General features: G+C 75.2%; 17 protein-coding genes. 12 read left to right on the top strand and 5 right to left on the bottom strand.

The genetic code is table 11. From position 1 onward, the window contains the following. Window positions 1–73 precede the first annotated feature (73 nt). The 3 genes from EV374_RS11995 to EV374_RS11985 all read right to left on the bottom strand — a co-directional run bounded on the left by EV374_RS11995 (window position 74) and on the right by EV374_RS11985 (window position 2767). The gene (locus EV374_RS11995; RefSeq protein ID WP_165947765.1) at window positions 74–1324 is read right to left on the bottom strand and encodes an MFS transporter; all 1251 of its coding nucleotides are present in this window, start codon (window positions 1322–1324) and stop codon (window positions 74–76) included. Between the two features lie 317 nt (window positions 1325–1641). Next, window positions 1642–1989: a histone-like nucleoid-structuring protein Lsr2 gene (locus EV374_RS11990; protein WP_132234604.1), complete on the bottom strand. Its 348-nt coding sequence runs from the start codon at window positions 1987–1989 to the stop codon at window positions 1642–1644. A gap of 136 nt (window positions 1990–2125) precedes the next feature. Beyond that, window positions 2126–2767, bottom strand: coding sequence for a response regulator transcription factor (locus EV374_RS11985; RefSeq protein ID WP_132234602.1), 642 nt, complete (start codon window positions 2765–2767; stop codon window positions 2126–2128). Between the two features lie 58 nt (window positions 2768–2825). Here EV374_RS11985 and EV374_RS11980 point away from each other — a divergent pair, with 58 nt between their 5' ends. From EV374_RS11980 to lon, 5 genes are all read left to right on the top strand, one after another. Then, on the top strand, window positions 2826–3557 hold the full coding sequence (locus tag EV374_RS11980; protein WP_165947764.1) for a sensor histidine kinase: 732 nt from the start codon (window positions 2826–2828) through the stop codon (window positions 3555–3557). 86 nt (window positions 3558–3643) lie between these two features. Then, a complete protein-coding gene (locus tag EV374_RS11975; RefSeq protein ID WP_132234598.1) occupies window positions 3644–4513 on the top strand; it encodes a manganese catalase in 870 nt (289 codons plus the stop codon). Between the two features lie 67 nt (window positions 4514–4580). Next, complete coding sequence (locus tag EV374_RS11970) at window positions 4581–5687, top strand: putative manganese transporter (protein WP_132234596.1); 1107 nt, start codon at window positions 4581–4583, stop codon at window positions 5685–5687. 23 nt (window positions 5688–5710) lie between these two features. Next, window positions 5711–5968: a hypothetical protein gene (locus tag EV374_RS11965; RefSeq protein ID WP_132234594.1), complete on the top strand. Its 258-nt coding sequence runs from the start codon at window positions 5711–5713 to the stop codon at window positions 5966–5968. Between the two features lie 38 nt (window positions 5969–6006). Next, the gene (gene lon / locus EV374_RS11960; RefSeq protein WP_132234592.1) at window positions 6007–8337 is read left to right on the top strand and encodes an endopeptidase La; all 2331 of its coding nucleotides are present in this window, start codon (window positions 6007–6009) and stop codon (window positions 8335–8337) included. A 65-nt stretch (window positions 8338–8402) separates the two neighbouring features. Here the strand turns inward: lon and EV374_RS11955 are convergent, their stop codons facing one another. Beyond that, a complete protein-coding gene (locus tag EV374_RS11955) occupies window positions 8403–10199 on the bottom strand; it encodes a DEAD/DEAH box helicase (RefSeq protein ID WP_132234590.1) in 1797 nt (598 codons plus the stop codon). A 113-nt stretch (window positions 10200–10312) separates the two neighbouring features. Here EV374_RS11955 and EV374_RS11950 point away from each other — a divergent pair, with 113 nt between their 5' ends. Then, window positions 10313–10840, top strand: coding sequence for a 2'-5' RNA ligase family protein (locus tag EV374_RS11950; RefSeq protein WP_132234588.1), 528 nt, complete (start codon window positions 10313–10315; stop codon window positions 10838–10840). A gap of 134 nt (window positions 10841–10974) precedes the next feature. On the opposite strand, the gene EV374_RS11945 is transcribed toward EV374_RS11950, so the two are convergent. Further along, window positions 10975–13194: a glycoside hydrolase family 43 protein gene (locus EV374_RS11945; RefSeq protein ID WP_132234586.1), complete on the bottom strand. Its 2220-nt coding sequence runs from the start codon at window positions 13192–13194 to the stop codon at window positions 10975–10977. 126 nt (window positions 13195–13320) lie between these two features. Between EV374_RS11945 and EV374_RS11940 the strand changes: the two genes are divergently transcribed. The 6 genes from EV374_RS11940 (at window position 13321) to EV374_RS11915 (ending at window position 20428) form a co-directional block, all read left to right on the top strand. Further along, the gene (locus EV374_RS11940) at window positions 13321–14067 is read left to right on the top strand and encodes a winged helix-turn-helix domain-containing protein (RefSeq protein ID WP_132234584.1); all 747 of its coding nucleotides are present in this window, start codon (window positions 13321–13323) and stop codon (window positions 14065–14067) included. A 794-nt stretch (window positions 14068–14861) separates the two neighbouring features. Then, window positions 14862–15878, top strand: coding sequence for a cytochrome P450 (locus tag EV374_RS11935; RefSeq protein WP_486485719.1), 1017 nt, complete (start codon window positions 14862–14864; stop codon window positions 15876–15878). Continuing rightward, window positions 15875–16669 (top strand): isocitrate lyase/PEP mutase family protein, encoded by a 795-nt coding sequence (locus EV374_RS11930; RefSeq protein ID WP_132234582.1) that lies wholly within the window; start codon window positions 15875–15877, stop codon window positions 16667–16669. Before EV374_RS11935 ends, EV374_RS11930 begins: the two co-directional genes overlap by 4 nt. Before the next feature lie 140 nt (window positions 16670–16809). Continuing rightward, a complete protein-coding gene (locus tag EV374_RS11925) occupies window positions 16810–17772 on the top strand; it encodes a DUF5715 family protein (RefSeq protein ID WP_132234580.1) in 963 nt (320 codons plus the stop codon). Between the two features lie 4 nt (window positions 17773–17776). Then, window positions 17777–19387: an asparagine synthase-related protein gene (locus tag EV374_RS11920; protein WP_132234578.1), complete on the top strand. Its 1611-nt coding sequence runs from the start codon at window positions 17777–17779 to the stop codon at window positions 19385–19387. 108 nt (window positions 19388–19495) lie between these two features. Further along, window positions 19496–20428, top strand: a complete 933-nt coding sequence (locus tag EV374_RS11915) for a PfkB family carbohydrate kinase (protein WP_132234576.1) — start codon at window positions 19496–19498, stop codon at window positions 20426–20428. Window positions 20429–20529: the final 101 nt, after the last annotated feature.

Below are 20529 nucleotides of genomic sequence, written 5' to 3'. Positions count from 1 at the left end.
GCCGTCCGGGCGCACCCCGGCGGCCCCGCGACGGCAAGTTCACGCCAGCGCCGCGGTCACGCCAGCGCCGCGGTCACGCCAGCGCCGCGGCCTCGCGCGGGGCGGCGGGCGCCGCGGCGGCCCGCAGGGCGGTGATCCGCCGGGCCCGGGGCCGCACCGCCAGGAGGTTGCCGGCCGCCACCAGCAGGGCCAGCCCGAACAGCCCCAGCCAGAGGACGTCGGTGGAGAACCGGGCGGCGACCAGGCCGCCCAGCGTCGGCCCGGCGAAGCTGGCGAAGGCGTGACCGAGCGAGTAGACGCCCTGGTAGCGGCCGCGCTGGGCGGCCGGCGCCAGGTCGGCGGTCAGCGCCGAGTTCGACGGGGTCATCAGCATCTCGCCGAGCGTCCAGACGCCCACCGTGAGCGCGTAGAACCAGACGGCGTCGGCCAGCGCGGTCAGGGCGAAGCCGGCGCCGATCACCACGACGGCCACGGCGACGGTGCGGGACCGGTCGAAGCGGCCGATCAGGCGGGGCACGAAGAGCTGCCCCAGCACGATCATCAGACCGTTGACCGCGATGACCGGCCCGAACGCCGACGCCGGCAACCCGTCGGCCTGCAACGCCACCGGCAGCATCGCGCTGCTCTCGATGCAGAGCCAGGCCAACCCGGTGAGGGCCGTGAAGGTCAGGAAGACCCGGTCCCGCAGCACGGTGCCGAGCCCACCGGAGTCGACGCGGGCGACCTGCGCGACGGTCACCGGGGCGGGGCGCGACTCGGGCACGGTCAGGCCGATCAGCGCGGCGGTGCCGAGCAGCACCGCCGCGTTGATCGCGAACAGCAGCAGCGGCTCGACCCGGACCAGCAGGCCGGCCACGGTCGCGGCGACGGCGAACCCGATGTTGATCGCCCAGTAGTTCAGCGTGAGCGCGCGCAGACGGTCCCGTTCGCCCACCACGTCGATGACGGTCGCCGTGAAGGCCGGCCGGGCGAGGCCCAGGCAGAGCCCGAGCAGCAGGGTGAGGGCCGCGATCGCCACGGAGTGCCCGCTCAGGCCCAGCGCCAGCGCCGCCGCCGCGGCGGCCACGTTCCCGGTCAGCATGGCGGGCCGCCGTCCCCACCGGTCCGCGACGATCCCGCCGAGCACGCCACCGGCCGCGCTGCCGGCTCCGTGCAGCCCGATCACGATCCCGGCGTACGCGGGACTGAGGCCGCGTACCGACACCAGGTAGACGCCGAGGTAGATGGCGACGAAGCTGCCCAGCCGGTTGATCAGCGTGGCCGACCAGAGGTACCAGAAGACGCGGGGCAACCCCCCGGCCGTCTGGCTCCACCATCGCGTCATCCGCCACCCCCGAGATCCACACCGGTAATGCTCGACAAAGCTGTCGCTCATTACACTCGGGAAGTGTGGCGTCCCGGCTGCATGCCGGGGTGATCGTGGCGACGATCACGCTCGCCGGGCCGGTGAACGGCCCTTGTCGGCCGATCCGAAGCGACCCGGCGACCCGCCGATGGTCGAAGCGCAATCGTGGCGGGCCGGGAATGGGCCCGCCGGCGGGTGCGGGTCGTGCGAATGGATCGCCGTGGGAAAAGACCGGCGGGGCCGCGCTGATTCCTCAGCGTGACCCCGCACCAGCCCGAGCGTGAGCCCGGCGCCGGTCAGCGGTTCTTGTACGCCTCCACGACCTCGACCGGGATGCGGCCGCGCTCGGAAATCTTGTAGCCGTTCTTGGTGGCCCATTCCCGGATGGCCCGGTTCTGCTCGCGGTCCATTCCCGAGCCGCCCGGCGTGCCGGCCCGGCGGGGTGCCCGCCCGGTGTCGGCGGTTCCGCGACCGATCCGCCGGCCAGCGTTGATGTACGGGTCGAGGGCCTTGCGCAGCACGCCCGCGTTCTCGTCGGAGACGTCGATGGTGTATGCCACGCCGTCCAGACTGAACTCGACGGTCCGGTCGGCCTTTCCACCGTCGAGGTCGTCGGTCAGGACCGTGATTACTTTTCTCGCCATCGTCAATTACTCCCTGTGTGGGGCGGGGTGTGGTCAAAGTTTGACGTATCCCGGGGCTAATCCGCAACAATGCGCGTCGTCCTCATTTCGGCGCGTCGCGTTATCGCGGGAAAACGGCTCGGCGCAAAGCCCGGGGTCAGTCGCCGAGCAGACCGGCGTGACCGGCGAGCGCCGCCGCCTCGGCCCGGGTGGAGACCCGCAACTTTCGCAGCAGCGCGGCGGTCATCCGCTTTACGGTGCGTTCCGAGACGTGCATCCGTTCGGCGATCTCGACGGTGCTGCGACCCGCCGCGATGGCCTGGAGCATCGCCCGTTCCTCGTCGTCCAGATCGACCGGGGCCGCCCGGCCGGGACGCAGCAGCGCACGGAGCAGATGCCCCGGCAGCACCGCCCAGCCGTCGAGGACGGCCAGCAGCGGGGGCAGCAGTTCCTCCGGCTCGGCGGTCTTGGGCAGGAAGGCCTCGGCGCCGGCGCGCAGCGCCTCCAGGGCGGGAGTCGGGTCCTCCGCGCCCGACATGGCCACCACCCGCACCCGGGGCGTGGTGCGCCGGATCGCCGCCACGGCCCGGATCCCGCCCGGGGGCGGCATGTGCAGGTCGACCAGCGCCAGGTCGGGCAGGCAGCGGCTGACCAGCGAGGCGGCGGCCGACGCGTCACCGGTGGAGCCCACCACCTCCGCCCGCCCGTCGGTCGTGGCCGGCAGCAGCAACTCCAGCCCGCGGACGAACAGCGGATGGTCGTCCACGACAACCAACCGGACGACGGGGGGAGCGGGCATGCCTGGTCCGTTCCCGAGCGGGTACCGATCATGCGGCCGAACGAGGGAGGTCGGGCGGATGCGCGGACGGCACGGGGGGCGGGGACCGTTGCGGCTGCTCCGGTGGGCGGGGCCCGAACCCGGTCCGGCCGATCCGGCGGCCCTGGACACCGACCCGGAACTGCTGCTGCGCGTGCTCTGCCACGAGTTCCGCACCCCGGTCAGCGTCCTCACCTCGCTCACCCGGGCGCTCGCCGACGAGCGGCTCCCGCTCACCGGCGACGACCGGCGCGCCATCACGGCACTGGCCCACGAGCAGGCCGTACACCTGCAGGGCCTGCTGCGCGACGCCGCCGCCGGCACCGGGGCCCTCGTCCCGGCGGCGGACCCGGCGGCGCCGTTGGCGCAGGTCCTGCGCGGTGCGGCGGCCCTCGTGCCCCCGCACCGGCGGCTGACCGGGGTGACGCGGCGGGCCGGGGGCTGCCCGGTGCCGCGGCGGCGGACCCGGCAGGTGGTGACCAACCTGGTGGAGAACGCGCTGCGGCACGGTCCGGCCGAGGGCCGCGTCGGCATCCACGCCGCGCTCGGCCGTTCCGGTCTGCGCATCGTCGTCACCGACGAGGGGCGGGTCGACCCGCCCCTCGTCGAGGCGCTGCGCCGGCCCGCTCCCGGCGCCGGGGCCTCCGGGCTGGGACTGTGGATCGTCCGGCGGCTGCTCGCCGCCGACGGCGGACGGCTTCGCCTGCACCGGCTGCGACCGCGCGGGGTGGCCCTCGAGGTGGTGCTGCCCGCGTTCCCCGCGACAGGTTGACCCCGTTGGGCCGCCGGTTGGCCCGATGGGGCCGGCCGTCGCGGGAACCGCCTCGGTGACAGCCCGACCGGCACCGAGGAGGACACGTGTTCAGCCACATGAAGGATCTGCAGTTCGAGGCCAAGCCGGACGGCCCGGACGCCGCGTTCGCCCGCCGGCTCCAGGAGGTCCTGGGCGGCAAGTGGGGCGAGATGACCGTCGCCAACCAGTACCTCTACCAGGGCTGGAACTGCCGTCTGCCCGGCAAGTACAAGGACCTCTTCCTCGACGTCGGCACCGAGGAGATGGGCCACGTCGAGATGATCGCCACGATGATCACCCGGCTGCTGGAGAACGCGCCGCTGTCGTTGCAGGAGGCCGCCGCCGACAACCCGATGGTGGGCGCGATCTACGGCGGGTCGAACCCGGCGCACTTCATCCATGGCGGCGGCGGAGCGCTGCCGGTGGACAGCGCCGGCGTGCCCTGGAACGGCAACTTCATCACCGCCAGCGGCAACCTGATGGCGGACTTCCAGCTCAACGTCACCGCCGAGGCGCAGGGCCGGCTCCAGGTGGCCCGGCTGTTCAACATGACCGACGACCCCGGGGTCAAGAACATGCTGCGTTTCCTGCTGGCCCGCGACACCATGCACCAAAACATGTGGATGGCGGCCATCGAGCAGCTCAAGGAGGACGGCCTGGAGGAGATGCCGGTGCCCGACGCGTTCCCGGACTCCAAGGAGTTCACCGAGCAGTTCAGCTACACGTACCTGGACTTCTCGCCGGGCACCGACGCGTCGGAGGGGCGCTGGGCGTCCGGGCCGGCGCCCGACGGCAAGGGCGAGTTCCGCTACGACCACAGCCCGCGCGCGCACGCGCCCGAGCCGGTCCTGCCGCCCGGCGACCCGCGGCTCTACGGCACGAACCCCGGCCTCGCCAAGGGCGCCGTCAACAAGGTCAAGAGCAAGCTCACCTGACGCCGTCGCGCCGGGTCGTCCGCGAGCGGCGGACGGCCCGGCGGCACCGTACCGGAGGAGGTGTGCCGTGACCGAACTCGTGTTCCGCCCGCTCGCGGACGCGTTCATGCAGGTGGGTGTCTACGTCGCCGTCATGGTGGCGCTCTTCGGCTGGCTGCGCTGGCGCCACGGCGACCGGGTCACCGACGGGCTCACCAGCCGACCCCGGCTCGGTCCGCTGGTCGGCGCTCTGCTGGGCGTCAGCCCCGGCTGCGGCGGGGCGATCATCCTGATGCCGCTGTACGCCCGGGGGAAGGTCTCCTTCGGCACCGTGGTCGCCGCCCTGGCGGCCACCATGGGGGACTCGTCGTGGGTGGTGCTCGCCTGGAACCCCGTGTTCGCCCTCAAGATCCACGCGTTGCTCTTCGCGGTCGGCCTGGTGACCGGGTACGTCGTCGACGCGCTCGGCATCGACCCGGCCCGCGCGGTCAACCACCGGGTCGCCGCCGCGCCCGCGCCGGTCGGCCTGGCCGCCGCGGGCGGGCCGGACCTCGCCGGCTCGCGGCGGCTGCTCGGCGCACTGCTGCCCCGGGTGCCGGCGTCCACGGCGTTCTGGGGGCTGACCACGCCGGCGTTCGCGGTGTCGGTGCCGGTGGTCTTCCAACTGGTCGACCCGGGCGCGCTGACCCGCTCCTTCGGGGGCGTCGACCCGTACCTGGCGCTGGGGGTGCTCGGCACGCTCACCGCGGCGCTGATCTTCGCCGGAGGGCGCGGGAAGCTGGCGGACGACAGCCTGGAGACCGCGCAGCCCCGCTCGCTGCGCGAGACGCTGCGGCACAGCGCGCACGAGGCGTCCTTCGTCACCGTCTGGGTGGCCGTGGCGTACCTGGGCTGGCAGGTGGTGACCACCACGACCGGCTTCGACGGCTCCCAGCTCGCCCTCACCGGGCTCGTCGGCGTCCTGGTCGGCGCCGGCATCGGCCTCATCCCCGGGTGCGCGGTGCAGATCGTCTTCACCGGCCTGTACGTCAGCGGCGGCCTGCCGCTGCCCACCCTGGTCGCCAACGCGATCAGCCAGGACGGCGACGCGCTGATCCCGCTCGCCGCGCTGCGCCGACACTCGGCGGCGCTCGCCACCGTCGTCACCACCGTGCCGGCGGCGGCCGTCGGCGCCGCCCTGCTCGTCCTGCTCTGATCCCGTACGGAGGGGAGATCCCGATGCCCGTCGCGATCCCGATCGCCCGCACCCGTCGCAAGCTCCTGGCCTTCGCCGTGCTGACCGGCGTCGCCGTGGTGGCCGGCCTGCCGGGCTGGACCGTCGCCGCACTGGCGCTGACCTGCCTGGCGATCCCGCTCGCCGTGGCGGTCGCCGGGGGCGCCGGCCTGGTGCGTGAGCTGCTGCGCCCGCAGCGCCGTCCCACGGGCGAAGGTGGCCTGGGTCACAGCCCGGAACAAGGGGAACGATTTGTTACTTGAGTTGGACACGCTCAACTCAACGCGATAGCAGGTGTTCGATGGCAACTCTCCCGGTACTTCCCCTGACCGACGCCCTGCTCCTGCCCGGCATGGTCATCCCGGTGACCCTCGACCCGACCACCCAGGCCGCCGTCGACGCGGCCCGCGCCACCGGCGAGGGCACGCTGCTCGCCGTGCCCCGCCTCGACGGCGAGTACGGCCCCGTCGGCGCGGTCGCCACCATCGAGAAGGTCGGCCGGCTGCCCAGCGGCGAACCGGCCGCCGTCATCCGCGGCCTGTCCCGCGCCCGGATCGGCTCCGGCGTACCCGGGCCCGGCGCCGCCCTCTGGGTCGAGGCGACCGAACTCGACGAACCCGCCCCCGCCGGCCGCGCCCGCGAACTCGGCCGCGAGTACCGCGCCCTCATGACGTCCGTGCTCCAGCAGCGCGGCGCCTGGCAGGTCATCGACGCCATCGAGCGGATGACCGACCTCTCCGAGCTGGCCGACTCGGCCGGCTACGTCTCCTGGCTCAGCCTCGCCCAGAAGACCGAGCTGCTCGCCGCGCCGGACGTCACCGCCCGACTGGAACTGCTCGTCGGCTGGGTGAAGGACCACCTGGCCGAGCAGGAGATCGCCGAGCAGATCAGCACCGACGTCCGCGAGGGGCTGGAGAAGTCCCAGCGGGAGTTCCTGCTGCGCCAGCAGCTCTCCGCCATCCGCAAGGAGCTCGGCGAGGACGAGCCGGACGGCTCCGCCGACTACCGGGCCCGCGTGGAGACCGCCGAGCTGCCCGACAAGGTCCGCGAGGCGGCGCTGCGCGAGGTCGGCAAGCTGGAACGTGCCAGCGACGCCTCCCCGGAGGCCGGCTGGATCCGGACCTGGCTCGACACGGTGCTGGAGATGCCGTGGGGCACCCGTACCGAGGACGACACCGACCTGGCCGCGGCCCGCGCCGTGCTCGACGCCGACCACGCCGGCCTGGCCGACGTGAAGGACCGCGTCCTGGAGTACCTCGCGGTGCGCAACCGGCGGGCCGAGCGCAACCTCGGCGTCGTCGGCGGCCGGGGCTCCGGCGCGGTGCTCGCCCTCGCCGGCCCGCCCGGAGTCGGCAAGACCAGCCTCGGCGAGTCGATCGCCCGCGCGCTCGGCCGCAACTTCGTCCGCGTCTCGCTCGGCGGTGTCCGCGACGAGGCCGAGATCCGCGGCCACCGGCGCACCTACGTCGGCGCGCTGCCCGGCCGGATCGTGCGCGCCCTGCGCGAGGCCGGCTCGATGAACCCGGTCGTGCTCCTCGACGAGGTCGACAAGCTCGCCGCCGGCTACTCCGGCGACCCGGCCGCCGCCCTGCTCGAAGTGCTCGACCCGGCGCAGAACCACATCTTCCGTGACCACTACCTCGAGGTCGACCTCGACCTGTCCGACGTGCTCTTCCTGGCCACCGCCAACGTGGTGGAGGCCATCCCCGGCCCGCTGCTGGACCGGATGGAGCTGGTCACCCTCGACGGCTACACGGAGGAGGAGAAGGTCGCCATCGCCCGCGACCACCTGCTGCCCCGGCAGCGGGAACGGGCCGGGCTCACCGCCGAGGAGATCACCGTCGCCGACGACGCCCTCGCCCGGATCGCGGGCGAGTACACCCGCGAGGCCGGCGTACGGCAGCTCGAACGGGCGCTGGCGAAGATCCTCCGCAAGGTCGCGGTGGCCCTGGCGACCGACCCGGCGCCGGTCCGCGTCGACACCGGCAACCTCGCCACCTACCTCGGGCGGCCGAAGTTCACGCCGGAGTCGGCGGAGCGGACGGCGGTGCCCGGCGTGGCCACCGGCCTGGCCGTCACCGGCGCGGGCGGCGACGTGCTCTTCATCGAGGCCACCAGCATGGAGGGCGAGCCGGGGCTGACCCTGACCGGCCAGCTCGGCGACGTCATGAAGGAGTCGGCGCACATCGCGCTGTCGTACCTGCGCTCCAACGGGCGCCGGCTCGGGCTCGACCCGAACGCCCTCGCCGGACGGCGGATCCACCTGCACGTGCCGGCGGGCGCGGTGCCCAAGGACGGCCCCAGCGCCGGCATCACCATGGTGACCGCCCTGGCGTCGCTGGCCAGCGGCCGGCCGGTGCGGCCCGAGTTCGGGATGACCGGCGAGGTGACCCTCTCCGGCCGGGTGCTGCCCATCGGCGGGGTGAAGCAGAAGCTGCTCGCCGCCCACCGGGCCGGCCTGACCGAGGTGATCATCCCGGCCCGCAACGAGCCGGACCTCGACGACCTGCCCGCCGAGGTCCGGGAGGCGCTGACCGTGCACACCCTGGCCGACGTCGCCGACGTGCTCGCCCTGGCGCTGCGCCCGGCCGACGCCGACACCCGCCCCGACCCGGCGCTCGCCGCTGCCTGAGGTGTGAGGAAGGGCCCCCTGCTAACGCCTGGTGCATGGCAGGGGGCCCTTCCTGACGTGCGGGGTCAGCGGCGGTCGCGGCGGTCGAAGTCCCGGTCGCGGCGCTCGCGCCGGTCGGCCCCGTCGAAGCGGCGCTCGCCGCCGCCGTCGCCGTCACGGTCCCGGCGTACGGTCGCCTTGCGGCCCTTGATGGTGCTGCCACGCAGCCCGGCGATCACCTCGTCGGCGACGCTCTGGGGCACCTCCACCAGCGAGAACCGGTCGGCGATCTCGATCGAGCCGATGTCCCGGCCGCTGACCCCGGTCTCGCCGGTGATCGCGCCCACCAGGTCCTGCGGGCGGACCCCGGCGCGCCGGCCCAGCCCGATGAAGACCTGGGTGGTGCCGCCGGTGCGGGGCCGGGCACCGCCTCGGCGCTCGCCCCGGCCACCGGCCTCCGGCCGCCCCTCACGCGGGCCCCGGACGGGGACCTGGGGGATCTCCTCCTCGTCGTCCGAGCCCGGCGACGTCGCCTCGTGCGCCAGCTTCACCGCGGCGAGGGCGACCTCCACCAGGTCGAACTCGTCGGTCAACGACTCGACGATCGCCCGGTACGGGTCGAGGTCGTCCTCCAGCAGGCTCTCCCGCAGGGCGCCCTGGGTCAGCTCCAGCCGCCGGGTGCGCATGTCCGCCACCGTCGGGATCTTGTCGATGGCGATGCGCTGGCCGGTGACCCGCTCGATGGTCTTGAGCATCCGGTGCTCGCGCGGCTCGGCGAGGGTGATCGCCACGCCCTCCCGTCCGGCCCGGCCGACCCGGCCGATGCGGTGCACGTACGACTCGGGGGCCGACGGGACGTCGTAGTTGACCACGTGGGTGAGCTGCTCGACGTCCAGGCCGCGGGCGGCCACGTCGGTGGCCACCAGCAGGTCCGCGGTGCCCGTGCGCAGCCGGCCCATCACCCGGTCGCGCTGCTCCTGGCTCATCCCGCCGTGCAGCGCCTCGGCCCGGTAGCCCCGTCCGTTCATGGTCTCGGTGAGCCGGTCGACCTCCTCGCGGCTGCGGCAGAAGACGATCGCCGCCGTGGGGGACTCGACGTCCAGCACCCGGCCCAGCGCCGCCGGCTTGTGCGCCCGGGCGACGATGTACGCGCTCTGCCGCACCCGGGGCGCCTCGCCGGCCACCGGCTGCTCGCGGGCGATGAGGATGCGTACCGGGTCGGTCAGGTGCTTGCGGGCCAGCCCGTCGATGCGCGCCGGCATCGTCGCCGAGAAGAGCACCGTCTGGCGCTGCTCCGGCGCGTGCTCCAGGATCGCCTCGATGTCCTCGGCGAAGCCCATGTCGAGCATCTCGTCGGCCTCGTCGAGCACCACCGTGGCCAGCGCGCCCAGGTCGAGCGTGCCCCGGGCGATGTGGTCCAGCGCGCGGCCCGGGGTGGCGACCACGACGTCGACCCCGAGGTCCAGGGCGCGCAACTGCCGGCCGATCGGCTGCCCGCCGTAGATCGGCAGCACCCGTGCGCCCAGGTCCTTGCCGTAGCGGTGGAACGCCTCGGAGACCTGCACCGCGAGCTCGCGGGTGGGCACCAGCACGAGCGCCACCGGGGCGCCGCCGGGCCGGTCGTCGGGCATCCGCTGCAACAGCGGCAGCGCGAAGGCGGCCGTCTTGCCCGTACCCGTCGCGGCCTGGCCCAGCAGGTCCCGACCGGACAGCAGGGGTGGGATGGCCTCCCGCTGGATCGGAGTGGGCTCCTCGTAGCCCAGGGCGGTCAGCGCGCCCAGCAACTCGGCGCGTAGTCCGAGGTCCGCGAAGGGGCTCGTGTCGTCGAGGGCGTCGGGGCCGGGCTCGGTGGGCGGGTCGTGCCGTACGGGTGCGGAACTCATGCCGTCAAGCTTTTCATCACCGCCGCGACGCCGTTTCGCCGACCGGCACAACGAGCGCCCGCGCGGGTCCGGCGGGCGCCCGTCGCCGTGCTGCGGCGGGCTAGCCTGGCGGCGTGCGTACGGTCGAACTGGTCTGCTCGCCCGAGCTGGAGGCCGCCGTGCGCGGCGCCTGGGAACGGCTGGCCGCGGTGGGGCTGCCCAGCCTGGCCCGCAACGCCCACCCGACGAACCGGCCGCACCTGACCCTCGCCGCGGTCGACGAGTTTCCGCCCGGCACGCAGCGGCGGCTGGCCGACCTGTTCGACGCGGGGCTGCCGCTGCCCGTGCGGCTGGACCGGATCGCGGTGCTCGACGGCAGCGCCCCGCTGGTGTGGCTCGTGCACCCGTCGCCGGAGCTGACCGCCCTGCACGCGTCGGTCTGGGACGTCCTCGCCGCGGCCCCGGGACAGCGTCCCTGGCACGCGCCGGGGCACTGGCGCCCGCACCTGAGCCTGGCGCTGCGCTTCCGCGACGCCGATCGTCGGCTGGCCCGCGCGGTGGCGGGCGTCGACCGTCCCGACGGGGCCTTCGTCGCCGGGCGCAGCTACGACGGACAGAGCCGGACGGTCAGCCCGCTCGGCGGCGCCGACCGCCGCACGTGACCGCCGGGGGAGCCGCCCCGGCCCCGCCGCCCGCTGCCGCACGTGACCGCCAGGGGTGCCGCGCCGGCCCCGTCGCCGGGCGTCTGGAACGGGATCGGGCCCCCACCGTCCGGCGGGGGCCCGATCGTGCGGGGTCAGCGGTGGAAGCGCAGGTAGTCGAAGTGCGCCGTGACCGCCGGGTCGGCGCCGCCGTGCGCGACCAGCCCGATCCGGGGAGTGGTGTCGGCCGGGAAGGTCCACACCCCGCCCCACGTCCAGTTCCGCCCGTCCCGGCTGGAGCCGGCCCGGAACTCGTGCTCGCCGGTGGCCGGGTCGACCCGGTGCGCCAGCCGCAGCCAGGTGGTGGTCGCCGGGGTGCCGACGATGTTGCCGCCGTAGACCGGCTGGCCGGCGAAGGGCAGCTCGTAGCCGTACTCCACCTGCCTGGTGTTCCAGATCGCGACCTGCGCCAGCCGGGCGAAGCGGTCGTCGTCGACGTAGGCGACCAGCCCGGCCTGCTGGTAGTTGCGGACGGTCTCCTCGCTGAGGTCGAGGGTCACCTTCGTCTCCACGACGTAGTCGCCGTCCGGCGCGTCGCGCAGCAGCACGCCGGCGGTGTTGCCGGTGCCGGTCAGGTCGGCGCCCTGCACCGGCCAGCGCAGCGCCCCGCCGGACACGGTGGCCGCCGGGTCCGGCCGCACCCACCGCCACGCCGGGTCCAGCCCGTCGGTGAACTCGTCGGAGAACGCCGGCAGCAGGCGGCCCGCCCGCGGCTCGGCGACGGCGTGGCGCACCGGCCGGTGCAGCCGGGCGACGCTGACGTTGTCGAACCCGGCGGCCCCACCGGTCGCGGTGAGCGTGAGCCGCCCGGCCACCGGCCGCGCCAGGCGCAGCGACACCACCGCCAGCTGGTCGCCGAGCCGGGCCGGGCTCAGCTCGGCCACCAGGTCCCGGCCGCGTACCTCGACGGCGAGGTGGTGCCCGACCGCGGCGTCGAAGCCGGCGGGTAGCGGCGCGCTCGCGGTGCGCCCGCCGTCGGCGACGACCAGCCGGCCGGCGGCGGCGTCCACCCGCACCGAGACCCGGTCGCCGAGCGTGAGCCCGGCCGCCCCGGCGGCGGGGAGCCGCAGGTCGGCCTCCGCCCGCAGGTCCCCGCCCATGGTCGTACGGCTGGTCAGCGCGCCGCTGCCGGTGAGCCGCCCGTCGGCGACCCGCCAGTCCCCGGAGCCGCGCCGCCAGCCGGCCAGCCCGGCGTCGAAGTGCTCGTCCACCCGGCCGGTGGTGACCGGCGCGGGCCGGGGGCCATCGGAGGGGCCGGCACCGGCGTTCACCGTCGGCCAGCCGTCGATCCAGTCGAGGCGGTCCAGCAGCATCGGTCGCTCGTTGATGCCGAACGGCTCGTCCAGGTACGGGTCGGCGCGGTCGATCGCGTGGTAGACGATCCAGTCCTGGCCGGAGAGGTCGGTGAGGAAGCCGTTGTGGCCGGTGCCGATCCACCGGTTGCCGTTCTGGGCGAGCACCGGCGTGCCGCCGGCCCGCGAGGCGGTCAGCGAGATGCCGTCGCGGTCGACGAACGGCCCGCGCGGGTCACGGGACCGGCCGACGTGCACGGAGTAGCCGGTGGCCGGGCCGGCGCAGCAGTTGGCCGTCGAGGCGAACAGGTAGTACCAGCCGTCGTGGCGCACCACGTGGCTGCCCTCGAACTTGTTGTCGACGGCGACCAGGGTGGGTGAGCCGACCGCGCGCAGCCCGTCGGCGGAGAGCTCGGTCACCGAGATGCCGCCGTAGTAGCTGCCGTGGTAGAGGTAGTGCCTGCCGTCGACGTCGGTGAACTGGCTCGGGTCGATGGTCCACAGCCAGCCCCCGCCACCGCCGGGGCGGGGCGCGACCACGGGCTCGGCGGCGAAGGTCCACGGGCCGGTCGGGGTGGGCGCGGTGGCCGCCCCGACGGCGAAGTCACCCCCGTCGGGGGACACGGTCGTGTCGGTGACGGTCACGTACATGACCCAGCGGTCGCCGATCCGGCGCACGTCGGGGGCCCAGAAGCCGGCGCCGGGAGCCGCGTACGCCGGGCGTTGGCCGGCGCCGAAGGCGTCTCCGACGTACGTCCAGCCGACCAGGTCGGTCGAGCGGGCGATGGGGACCCCGTGGAACGTCCCCTCGCCCTCGCGCAGCGGGTCGGTGGTGCCGTACGCGTACCAGAATCCGTCCTCACCGCGGACGATCACGGGGTCGGCGAAGGTGTCGGCGAACCCGGCCGAGACGGGGTTGCGGTAGCGGGGCTCGGGTGCGGCGGCGGCCGGCGCGGACGCCGTCGCGGCCAGGACCAGACCGACGACGGCGGCGAGCGCCCCGGCGCGGCGGAGATGTCGCATCAGACCTGCCTCGGGTGGGTGGAGGGTGTCGACCTGCATTGGCGCGTGTCCGTTTCTACAACGTTGGATACAACGTTGTAAAGGGCGTGGGCGCGCGCCACGCCGCACCCGTGCCAGCATGGGCGGGTGACCACCGCCTCCAGCGACGGCCCGGCCCTGGCCCGGCTCGCCGCGCTGCTCGCCGACGACACCCGGGCCACCATCTGCCTGGCCCTGCTCGATGGCCGGGCCTGGACGGCCGGCGAACTGGCCCGGCTCGCCGGGGTGGTCCCCTCCACCGCCAGCGACCACCTCACCCGCCTGGTCCGGGGCGGTCTGCTGGCCGAGGAACGGCAGGGGCGACACCGCTACGTCCGGCTCGCCGGCCCTGCGGTGGCTCAGTTGGTCGAGGACCTGGCCGGCCACGCACCCGGGCGGCCCGAGCCGGCCGGCTCGTTGCGCGCCGCCCGCGCCGGCGCCGCCCTGGCGTACGCCCGCACCTGCTACGACCACCTGGCCGGACGCCTCGGGGTGCTGCTGCGCGACCGACTGCTGGCGCGTGGGCTGCTCGACGACGCCGGCGGGCTGGCGCTGACCCCGGCCGGGCTGGGCTGGCTGGACGGGTTGGGGGTGCCCCTCGACCCGCTGCGGTCCGCGCGCCGCCCCCTCGTGCGCGACTGCCTGGACTGGACCGAGCGCCGCCCGCACCTGGCCGGTGCGCTCGGCGCGGCGCTGTGCGGCCGGTTCCTCGACGCGGGCTGGCTGGTCCGGGGCGGCGACCGGTCGCTCCGGCTGACCCCGGCCGGCGGCCCGGCGCTGGCTGCCGCGTTCGGCCTGGCCCCGGCCGACCTCGCGCCGGACGCGGCGCCGGACACCGGCAGCGGCCGCGCCTGACTGCCGCGATGGGCCCGAAGCGCGAGCCGCGCGACACGCCTGTTCCCGTCGAGTCGGTGCGTCACGTGCGGGGCCTGTTCGGACGGCACGTCGAGGCCGGCCCTCGGGAGACCCGGCGGTCTCGCGCCTCTCGTGTCGCATAACTGACGGTGATGATTGGGGATTGTTGCTGGCCGTAGTGGTCGACGCTCCGGCCGCATGGGCCCATCGAACCCCTTTGCTCTGCACCCATCGACGCACCATGCCTCTGAGCTGGCCTTTCCTGACAACGTGCGCTCTGGGGGTGCACGCCCTTGCTCACATTCCGTGGCTGGCGCGTCCGAGTATGCAGAGCAAAGGGGTCGAGAGCTGTGGCATCCGCCCGGCGCGTCCGGGATCTTGGCACGCAACGGCCCCTCCAGGGGCCCTCCCCTGCCAAGATCTCCCGCCTCCCCGGGCAGCCCGGGTCGATCATGCAGTTGTGGCGCCCTGCATAAGGTGCGATCCCGGACACGACGCCCACCACAACTGCATGATCGAAGCCGGCCTGCAGCGCCCCGACGACAGCCGTACGGATCACGAGGGCCACCGCCCGTCGTACGCGGAGCTGATTACGCTCAGTATCCGTCGACAGTGTCAGCCAGTGCTCCGACGTGGCGGCCGGTGGCGCGGCCGACGCGGCCTGGTGTCCACCGTGCTCGGCTGGTGCGAAGGCGCGGGTTCCGGTCCGCTCGGCCCCCGGGCAGTGGCGCCGCTCGTGCCCGGTGGCGGACGTTTCGGGGGCGGCCGAAGTGTCGCGGCCCTACCGTCGCCCGGTGACCGTCGACGACCTCGTGATCGCGCCCGCGCCCGACACCCCACCGTGCGGACCGCCCACCCGTCATCCCGACACCGGTTGGACGGTGACCCGCCACGCCGACGTGCGGGCGGTGCTCGCCGACCCGGCCTGTCAGGTGCCTGTCGCCCCGGGTGGGGGGCCCGGCACGCTGGCCTGGCTGCGCGGCACCGTCAGCCGGTTCAGCGCCCCGCACCGGCACCCGGCCCGCCGGGCCGCCGGGGTCGCCGCGCTGGCCGCGGTCGACCACGACGAACTGCGTGCTGCCGCGGCCCGGCTCACCGGGGAGGTGCTCGACCGTGCCGGCGACCGGCTGGACGTGATGTCCGGGCTCGCGCGCCACGTACCGCTGCGGGTGCTGGCGGCGCGGCTCGGGCTCGCCGATCCGGTGGCGGCCGTGCCGGCGGTGACCGCCGTGGCGGCGGCCTACCACCCCGGCGCCGACACGGCGCGGGTCGCCGCGGCCGGCCGGGCTGTCTCGGCGCTGCTCGGGATGACGCCGCCGGGCCCGCCCGAGGCGGTGGCGAACCGGATCGGGCTGCTGGTGCAGGCATGCGACGCGACCGCCGGGCTGATCGGCGCCGCGACCGGCCACGGCCTGGCGCTGCCCGCGACCGTGTCGACCGGCGACCTGGTCGCCGAGGTGCTCCGGCTCGACCCGCCGGTGCGGGGGACCCGGCGGGTCGCGGTCGCGCCGACACGGCTGGCCGGCCGCGACCTGGCGGCGGGCGAGGAGGTGCTGCTGCGCTTCGACGCCGCCAACCGGGATCCCGCCGCGCACGCCGACCCGGACCGGTTCACGCCCGGCCGGCCCGGCACGGCGCTGACCTTCGGCGCGGGAGCGCGCGGCTGCCCCGGCGAGCGGCACGCCGTGGCCCTGGCCACGGGGGTGGTGCGGGTGCTGCGCCACCGCTGCCGGACCGTGCCCGCCCCGCTGAACCACGAACCACACGCGCTGCTGCGCGTCCCGACGACGATCGAGGTGGAAATCCGATGAACGAGCGCTGCGCCGCCTTCCACGCCCTGCACCACGCCGACCGGCCGCTGCTGCTGCCCAACGCCTGGGACCACGCCAGCGCCGCCGCGTTCGTCGCGCGCGGCCATCCGGCGGTCGGCACCACCAGTCTCGGGGTGGCGGCGGCCGCCGGCCTGCCGGACGCGGCGGCGGCGACCCGGGCGGAGAACGTCCGTCTGGCCCGGGCGCTGAGCAGGCTCCCGGTGCTGCTCAGCGTCGACGTGGAGGCCGGCTGCGACGACGATCCGGCGGCCGTCGCCGAGTTGGCGGCCGAGTTGGCCGGCCTCGGGGTCGTCGGGGTCAACATCGAGGACGGCCGCGCCGACGGTGCCCTCGACCCGCCGGAGTCGACCGCGGCCAAGGTGGCCGCCGTCAAGGCCGCCGTGCCGGACCTGTTCGTCAACGCCCGCACCGACACGTGGTGGCTCGCCACGCCCGACCCGCTGCCCGAGAGTCTCGCCCGGGCCCGTGTCTACGCCGCCGCCGGGGCCGACGGCATCTTCGTGCCCGGGGCGCCGGACGCCGACACGATCGCCGCCCTCGTCGCGGGGATCGACGCGCCGCTGAACGTGCTGTACCGCCCGGGCGGGCCCACCCTCGACGAATTGGGGGCGCTCGGCGTGGCCCGGGTGAGCACGGGCTCGCTGCTGTTCCGGGCGGCGCTCGGCGGCGCCCTGGACACCCTGGACGCCGTCCGCTCCGGCGCCGCGCCGCATCCCGAACCGCCCTCGTACGACGAGGTGCAGCGGTTGAGCGTGGCGTCCCGGCCCTAGCCGTTCGTGCCGGGCCGCGCGCCCGCACCACCCTTTCGATGAGGATAAGAGGATTGTTCGGACTCATCCCGCCACGTCTGATTATGGTGTGCTCAGGGCGATGCACACAGTGAGGACGTGACGGGAGAGAGGACCCGACCATGCGAGTGCCCAGCCGAAGCCCGGGACAGCAGCCCGGCTCCTCCGTCACACCCGCCGCCCCGGGCCGGCGGCGCGCGTTCTCCACCGCGACGCGGCCCGCCGCCGCGCCGGACCTCGACGCCTACCGGGCGGCCGTGGCCGAGCTGCTGGTCGAGGTCGGCGCCCTGGCCGGCGCGTCCTGCACCGCCGCCCGGCAGGTGCTGATCGACGACCGGCTGCGCGAGCCCGCGATCGCCGCCGTGCTCGACGCCACCCCGCAGGGGCTCGTCGGCGCCCGCGAGACGCTGCTGCTGGAGATGGCCCGCTACCAGCCCAACGCGCGCAGCTCCGCCGCCGACCTCACCGCGCTGGTCCGGATCTACCTGCTCTCCCGCGTCGACGTGATGTGGTGGCGCGACGCCCCGACCTACCTCACCGACGCCCAGGTCGACGCCAGTCCCGAGCTGGTGGACCTGGAGTGGCTGCGCCGCCGGGACCTGCTGCGCTTCCGCTACACCGAGCAGCCGAGGACGCTGCTCCGCCGCGGGCTGCGGGCGGTGCGGCGCCGGCTGCGGCCCGACGCCACGCCGCGCACCGCCGGACTGCGGTTCCGGCGGGCCCGCCGCGAGATGGTGGCGCTGCTCAACGACGTCGCCCGGCAGTTCGCCGCCAGCACCCCGCCCGCCACGCCGCCGCTGTGGGTGACCAGCCTGGTCCGCAGCGCCGAGCACCAGCACCGGCTGCGCCGGCTCGGGTACGCCGCCATGATGCCCAGCGGGCACTGCCTCGGCTGGGCGGTCGACGTCGAGATGGAGTGGTTCGGCCGCTTCGGCGCGCGGGACACCCTGGCCGAGCTGCTGCTGGCCCGGCAGCGGGCCGGCGAGGTCAACGTGGTCGACGAGGGGCAGGCCTGGCACGTGTGCCTCGCGCCGGCGGCGCGGCGGCGGCTGCGCCGGGCGTACGAAGCTGAGATGGGGGTCTGAGCCGATGTGTGGCATCGCGTTGAGTCTCGGCCGCGAGGCCGATCCGACGATCTTCCGGCGGATGCTCGCCACGCTCGCCCCACGCGGCGAGATCACCGAGACGCGCTACGAGAACGGCCTGCTCACCGGCACCCGTCGGCTGCCCATCGTGGACCGCGAACGCGCGGTGCAGCCGTGGGCCTCCGCCGACGAGCGGTGGCTGCTCTGCTACAACGGCGAGGTCTTCAACCACCCCGAGCTGCGCGCGGAGCTGGTCCGGCTGGGACACCGCTTCCGCGGCACCGGCGACACCGAGGTGGTGCTCGCCGCGTTCCTGCAGTGGGGCGAGGGCATGGTGACCCGGCTGCGCGGCGAGTACGCCTTCGCCGTCGTGGAACGGGCCACCGGCCGGGCCTACCTGGTCCGGGACCCGCTCGGGGTCAAGCCGTTGTACTGGGCCCGGACGCCCGGCTGCCTGCACGTCGCCAGCGAGGTCAAGGCGCTGGTCGGGCACCGCGTGCCGATCACCGAGGTGCCGCCCGGACACCACGGCTGGGTCGAGCCCGACGGGCCGGTCCGGCTGCGCGCGTACGTCGACCTGCTCACCCTCGGCGACGGGCTGCCGGTGGTGGACGACCCGGACGAGGCCGCCCTGCTCGTCCGTGCCGCCCTCACCGACAGCATCCGGATGCGGGTGGACACCGACCTCACCGTCGGGGTGGTGCTCTCCGGCGGGCTGGACAGCTCGCTGGCCCTGCTGCACGTGCGCGAGATGCATCCCGACTGCGTCGCGGTCACGGTCGGCGTGCCCGACAGCCCCGACGTCGCGTACGCGCGGCGGCTCGCGAAGGACCTGGGGGTGCCGCACGAGGTGGTAGAGCTGCGCCCGCGCGACATCCGGCTGGCCGACATCCGGGAGGCCATCCGGATGTCCGAGCTGACCGAGTACGGCGACATCATCAACGCGGTGGTCACCGTGCCGCTCTTCCGCCGGCTGCGGGAGCTGGGCGTGAAGGTGGTGCTCACCGGCGACGGCTCCGACGAGCTGTTCGGCGGCTACCCCATGTACCACGAGGTCGGCCCCGAGGCCTCCCGCCGGCTCTTCCTGCACAAGATCCGCAACCTCTGCCGTACGGAGTTGCAGCGCGTCGACCGGGCCAGCATGGGGCACGGGGTGGAGGCCCGCGTGCCGTTTCTCGACCTGAGCCTGGTCGAGCTGGCGATGCGACTGCCGATCGGGCTGAAGATGCGCGACGGGCAGGAGAAGTGGATCGTCCGCCGGGCCTTCGCCGACCTGCTGCCCGACTACGTCCGGCGCCGGCCGAAGAACCCGATGTCGTACTCCTCGGGGCTGCACGAGCGGGCCCGGCTCTACAAGCCGCTCTTCGCCCGGCTGCACCGCTCGTTCGGCTACCACCTGCTCGAACCGGTGCGCCGCGACTTCGACAGCGTGCTGACCCGGTGCGGCAACGACCTGGACCGGGCCATCGCCGACGGCCGGGCCCGGCCCGACTACACCGTCCTGGAGCACGCCCGCGACCTGGTGGGCGCGGCGAAGTGGAACGCCGCCCCGATGGTGCGCCGGCTGGTCGGGCCGCGCCGCACGCGCGGCGACGAGGCGCCGCTGCCCGGTTGACCGCGCACCACGCGCCTTTCGCGTCGTCGGCCGGGGCGCGCCTGGCGACCGGCGACGCCTCCCGCCCGGCGCGGATCAACCCGGGCGCTCGCGGGTAGTGCTCCGGGCATGGCGGAACTGGACGTGATGGTGGTCGGGCAGGTGGCGCGGGACCTCGTGCTGCGGGTGGACGAGATGCCGGAGGCCGGCGGGACCGCCCCGGTACGGCGGCGGCGCGAACTGCTCGGCGGCAAGGGTGCCAACCAGGCCGTCGGGCTGGCGCAGCTCGGCGCCGCCGTCGGTCTGCTCGGGGTGGTCGGCGACGACGAGGTGGGGGAGCGGCTGCTGGCGCTGGCGCGGGCCGACGGCATCGACGTCCAGTGGGTACGGCGCCGGCCCGGCACCCCGACCGCGCTCATCGTCGACGTGGTGGACGCCGACGCCGACTGGCGCTACCTGGAGGACGTTGCCGAGGCCACCCTGCTCACCTGCGACGACGTCGCCGGGGCGGCATCCGCGCTGCGGGCCGCGCGGGCCGTACTGGTGCAGCTCCAGCAGCCGGCGCGGGCCGCCCTGGCCGCGGCCCGGACCGCCCGGGAGGCCGGCCGGCTGGTCGTGCTCGACGGCGCGCCGACCGACGCGGCCGACGCCGACGCGCTGCTCGCCCTCGCCGACGTGCTGCGGGCCGACGCGAAGGAGGTGGAGCTGATCACCGGCCACGCGCCGCGCGACGCCGGGGCGGGGCTCGCCGCCGGGCGTGAGCTGCTGCGCCGCGGCCCGTCGCTGCTGGCCGTCGAGGTGGCCGGGAAGGGCAACGCGTTCGTCTGGCCGGACGGCGAGCTGTTCCTGCCGCTGAGCGAGACGCCCACCGTGGACGACACCGGCGCCGGGGACGCCTTCGTCGCCGCGCTGACCCTCGGCGTGCTGCGCGGCGAGCCCCGGGAGCGGGTCGCCCGGCACGCGGTCGCGGCGGCCGGTGCGACCGTCGGGCATCCGGGCGGCCGGCCCGCGCTGACGCCGGAGGCGATCCGCGCGCAGCTCGACCGGATCCCGGCCACGTGACGGGCGGTCGCCTTTCTCCGGGCGCCGGCGGCGACGGACGGTTTGTCCACCCAGGAGGGTTTTCCGCCTCCGGGACCCGGGTATCCCGGTGGCCTGACCGA

It is taken from the genome of Micromonospora sp. CNZ303, assembly GCF_004345505.1.
Note: the sequence above shows the minus strand (reverse complement) of the source record. Positions and strands in the feature narration are given on the sequence as shown.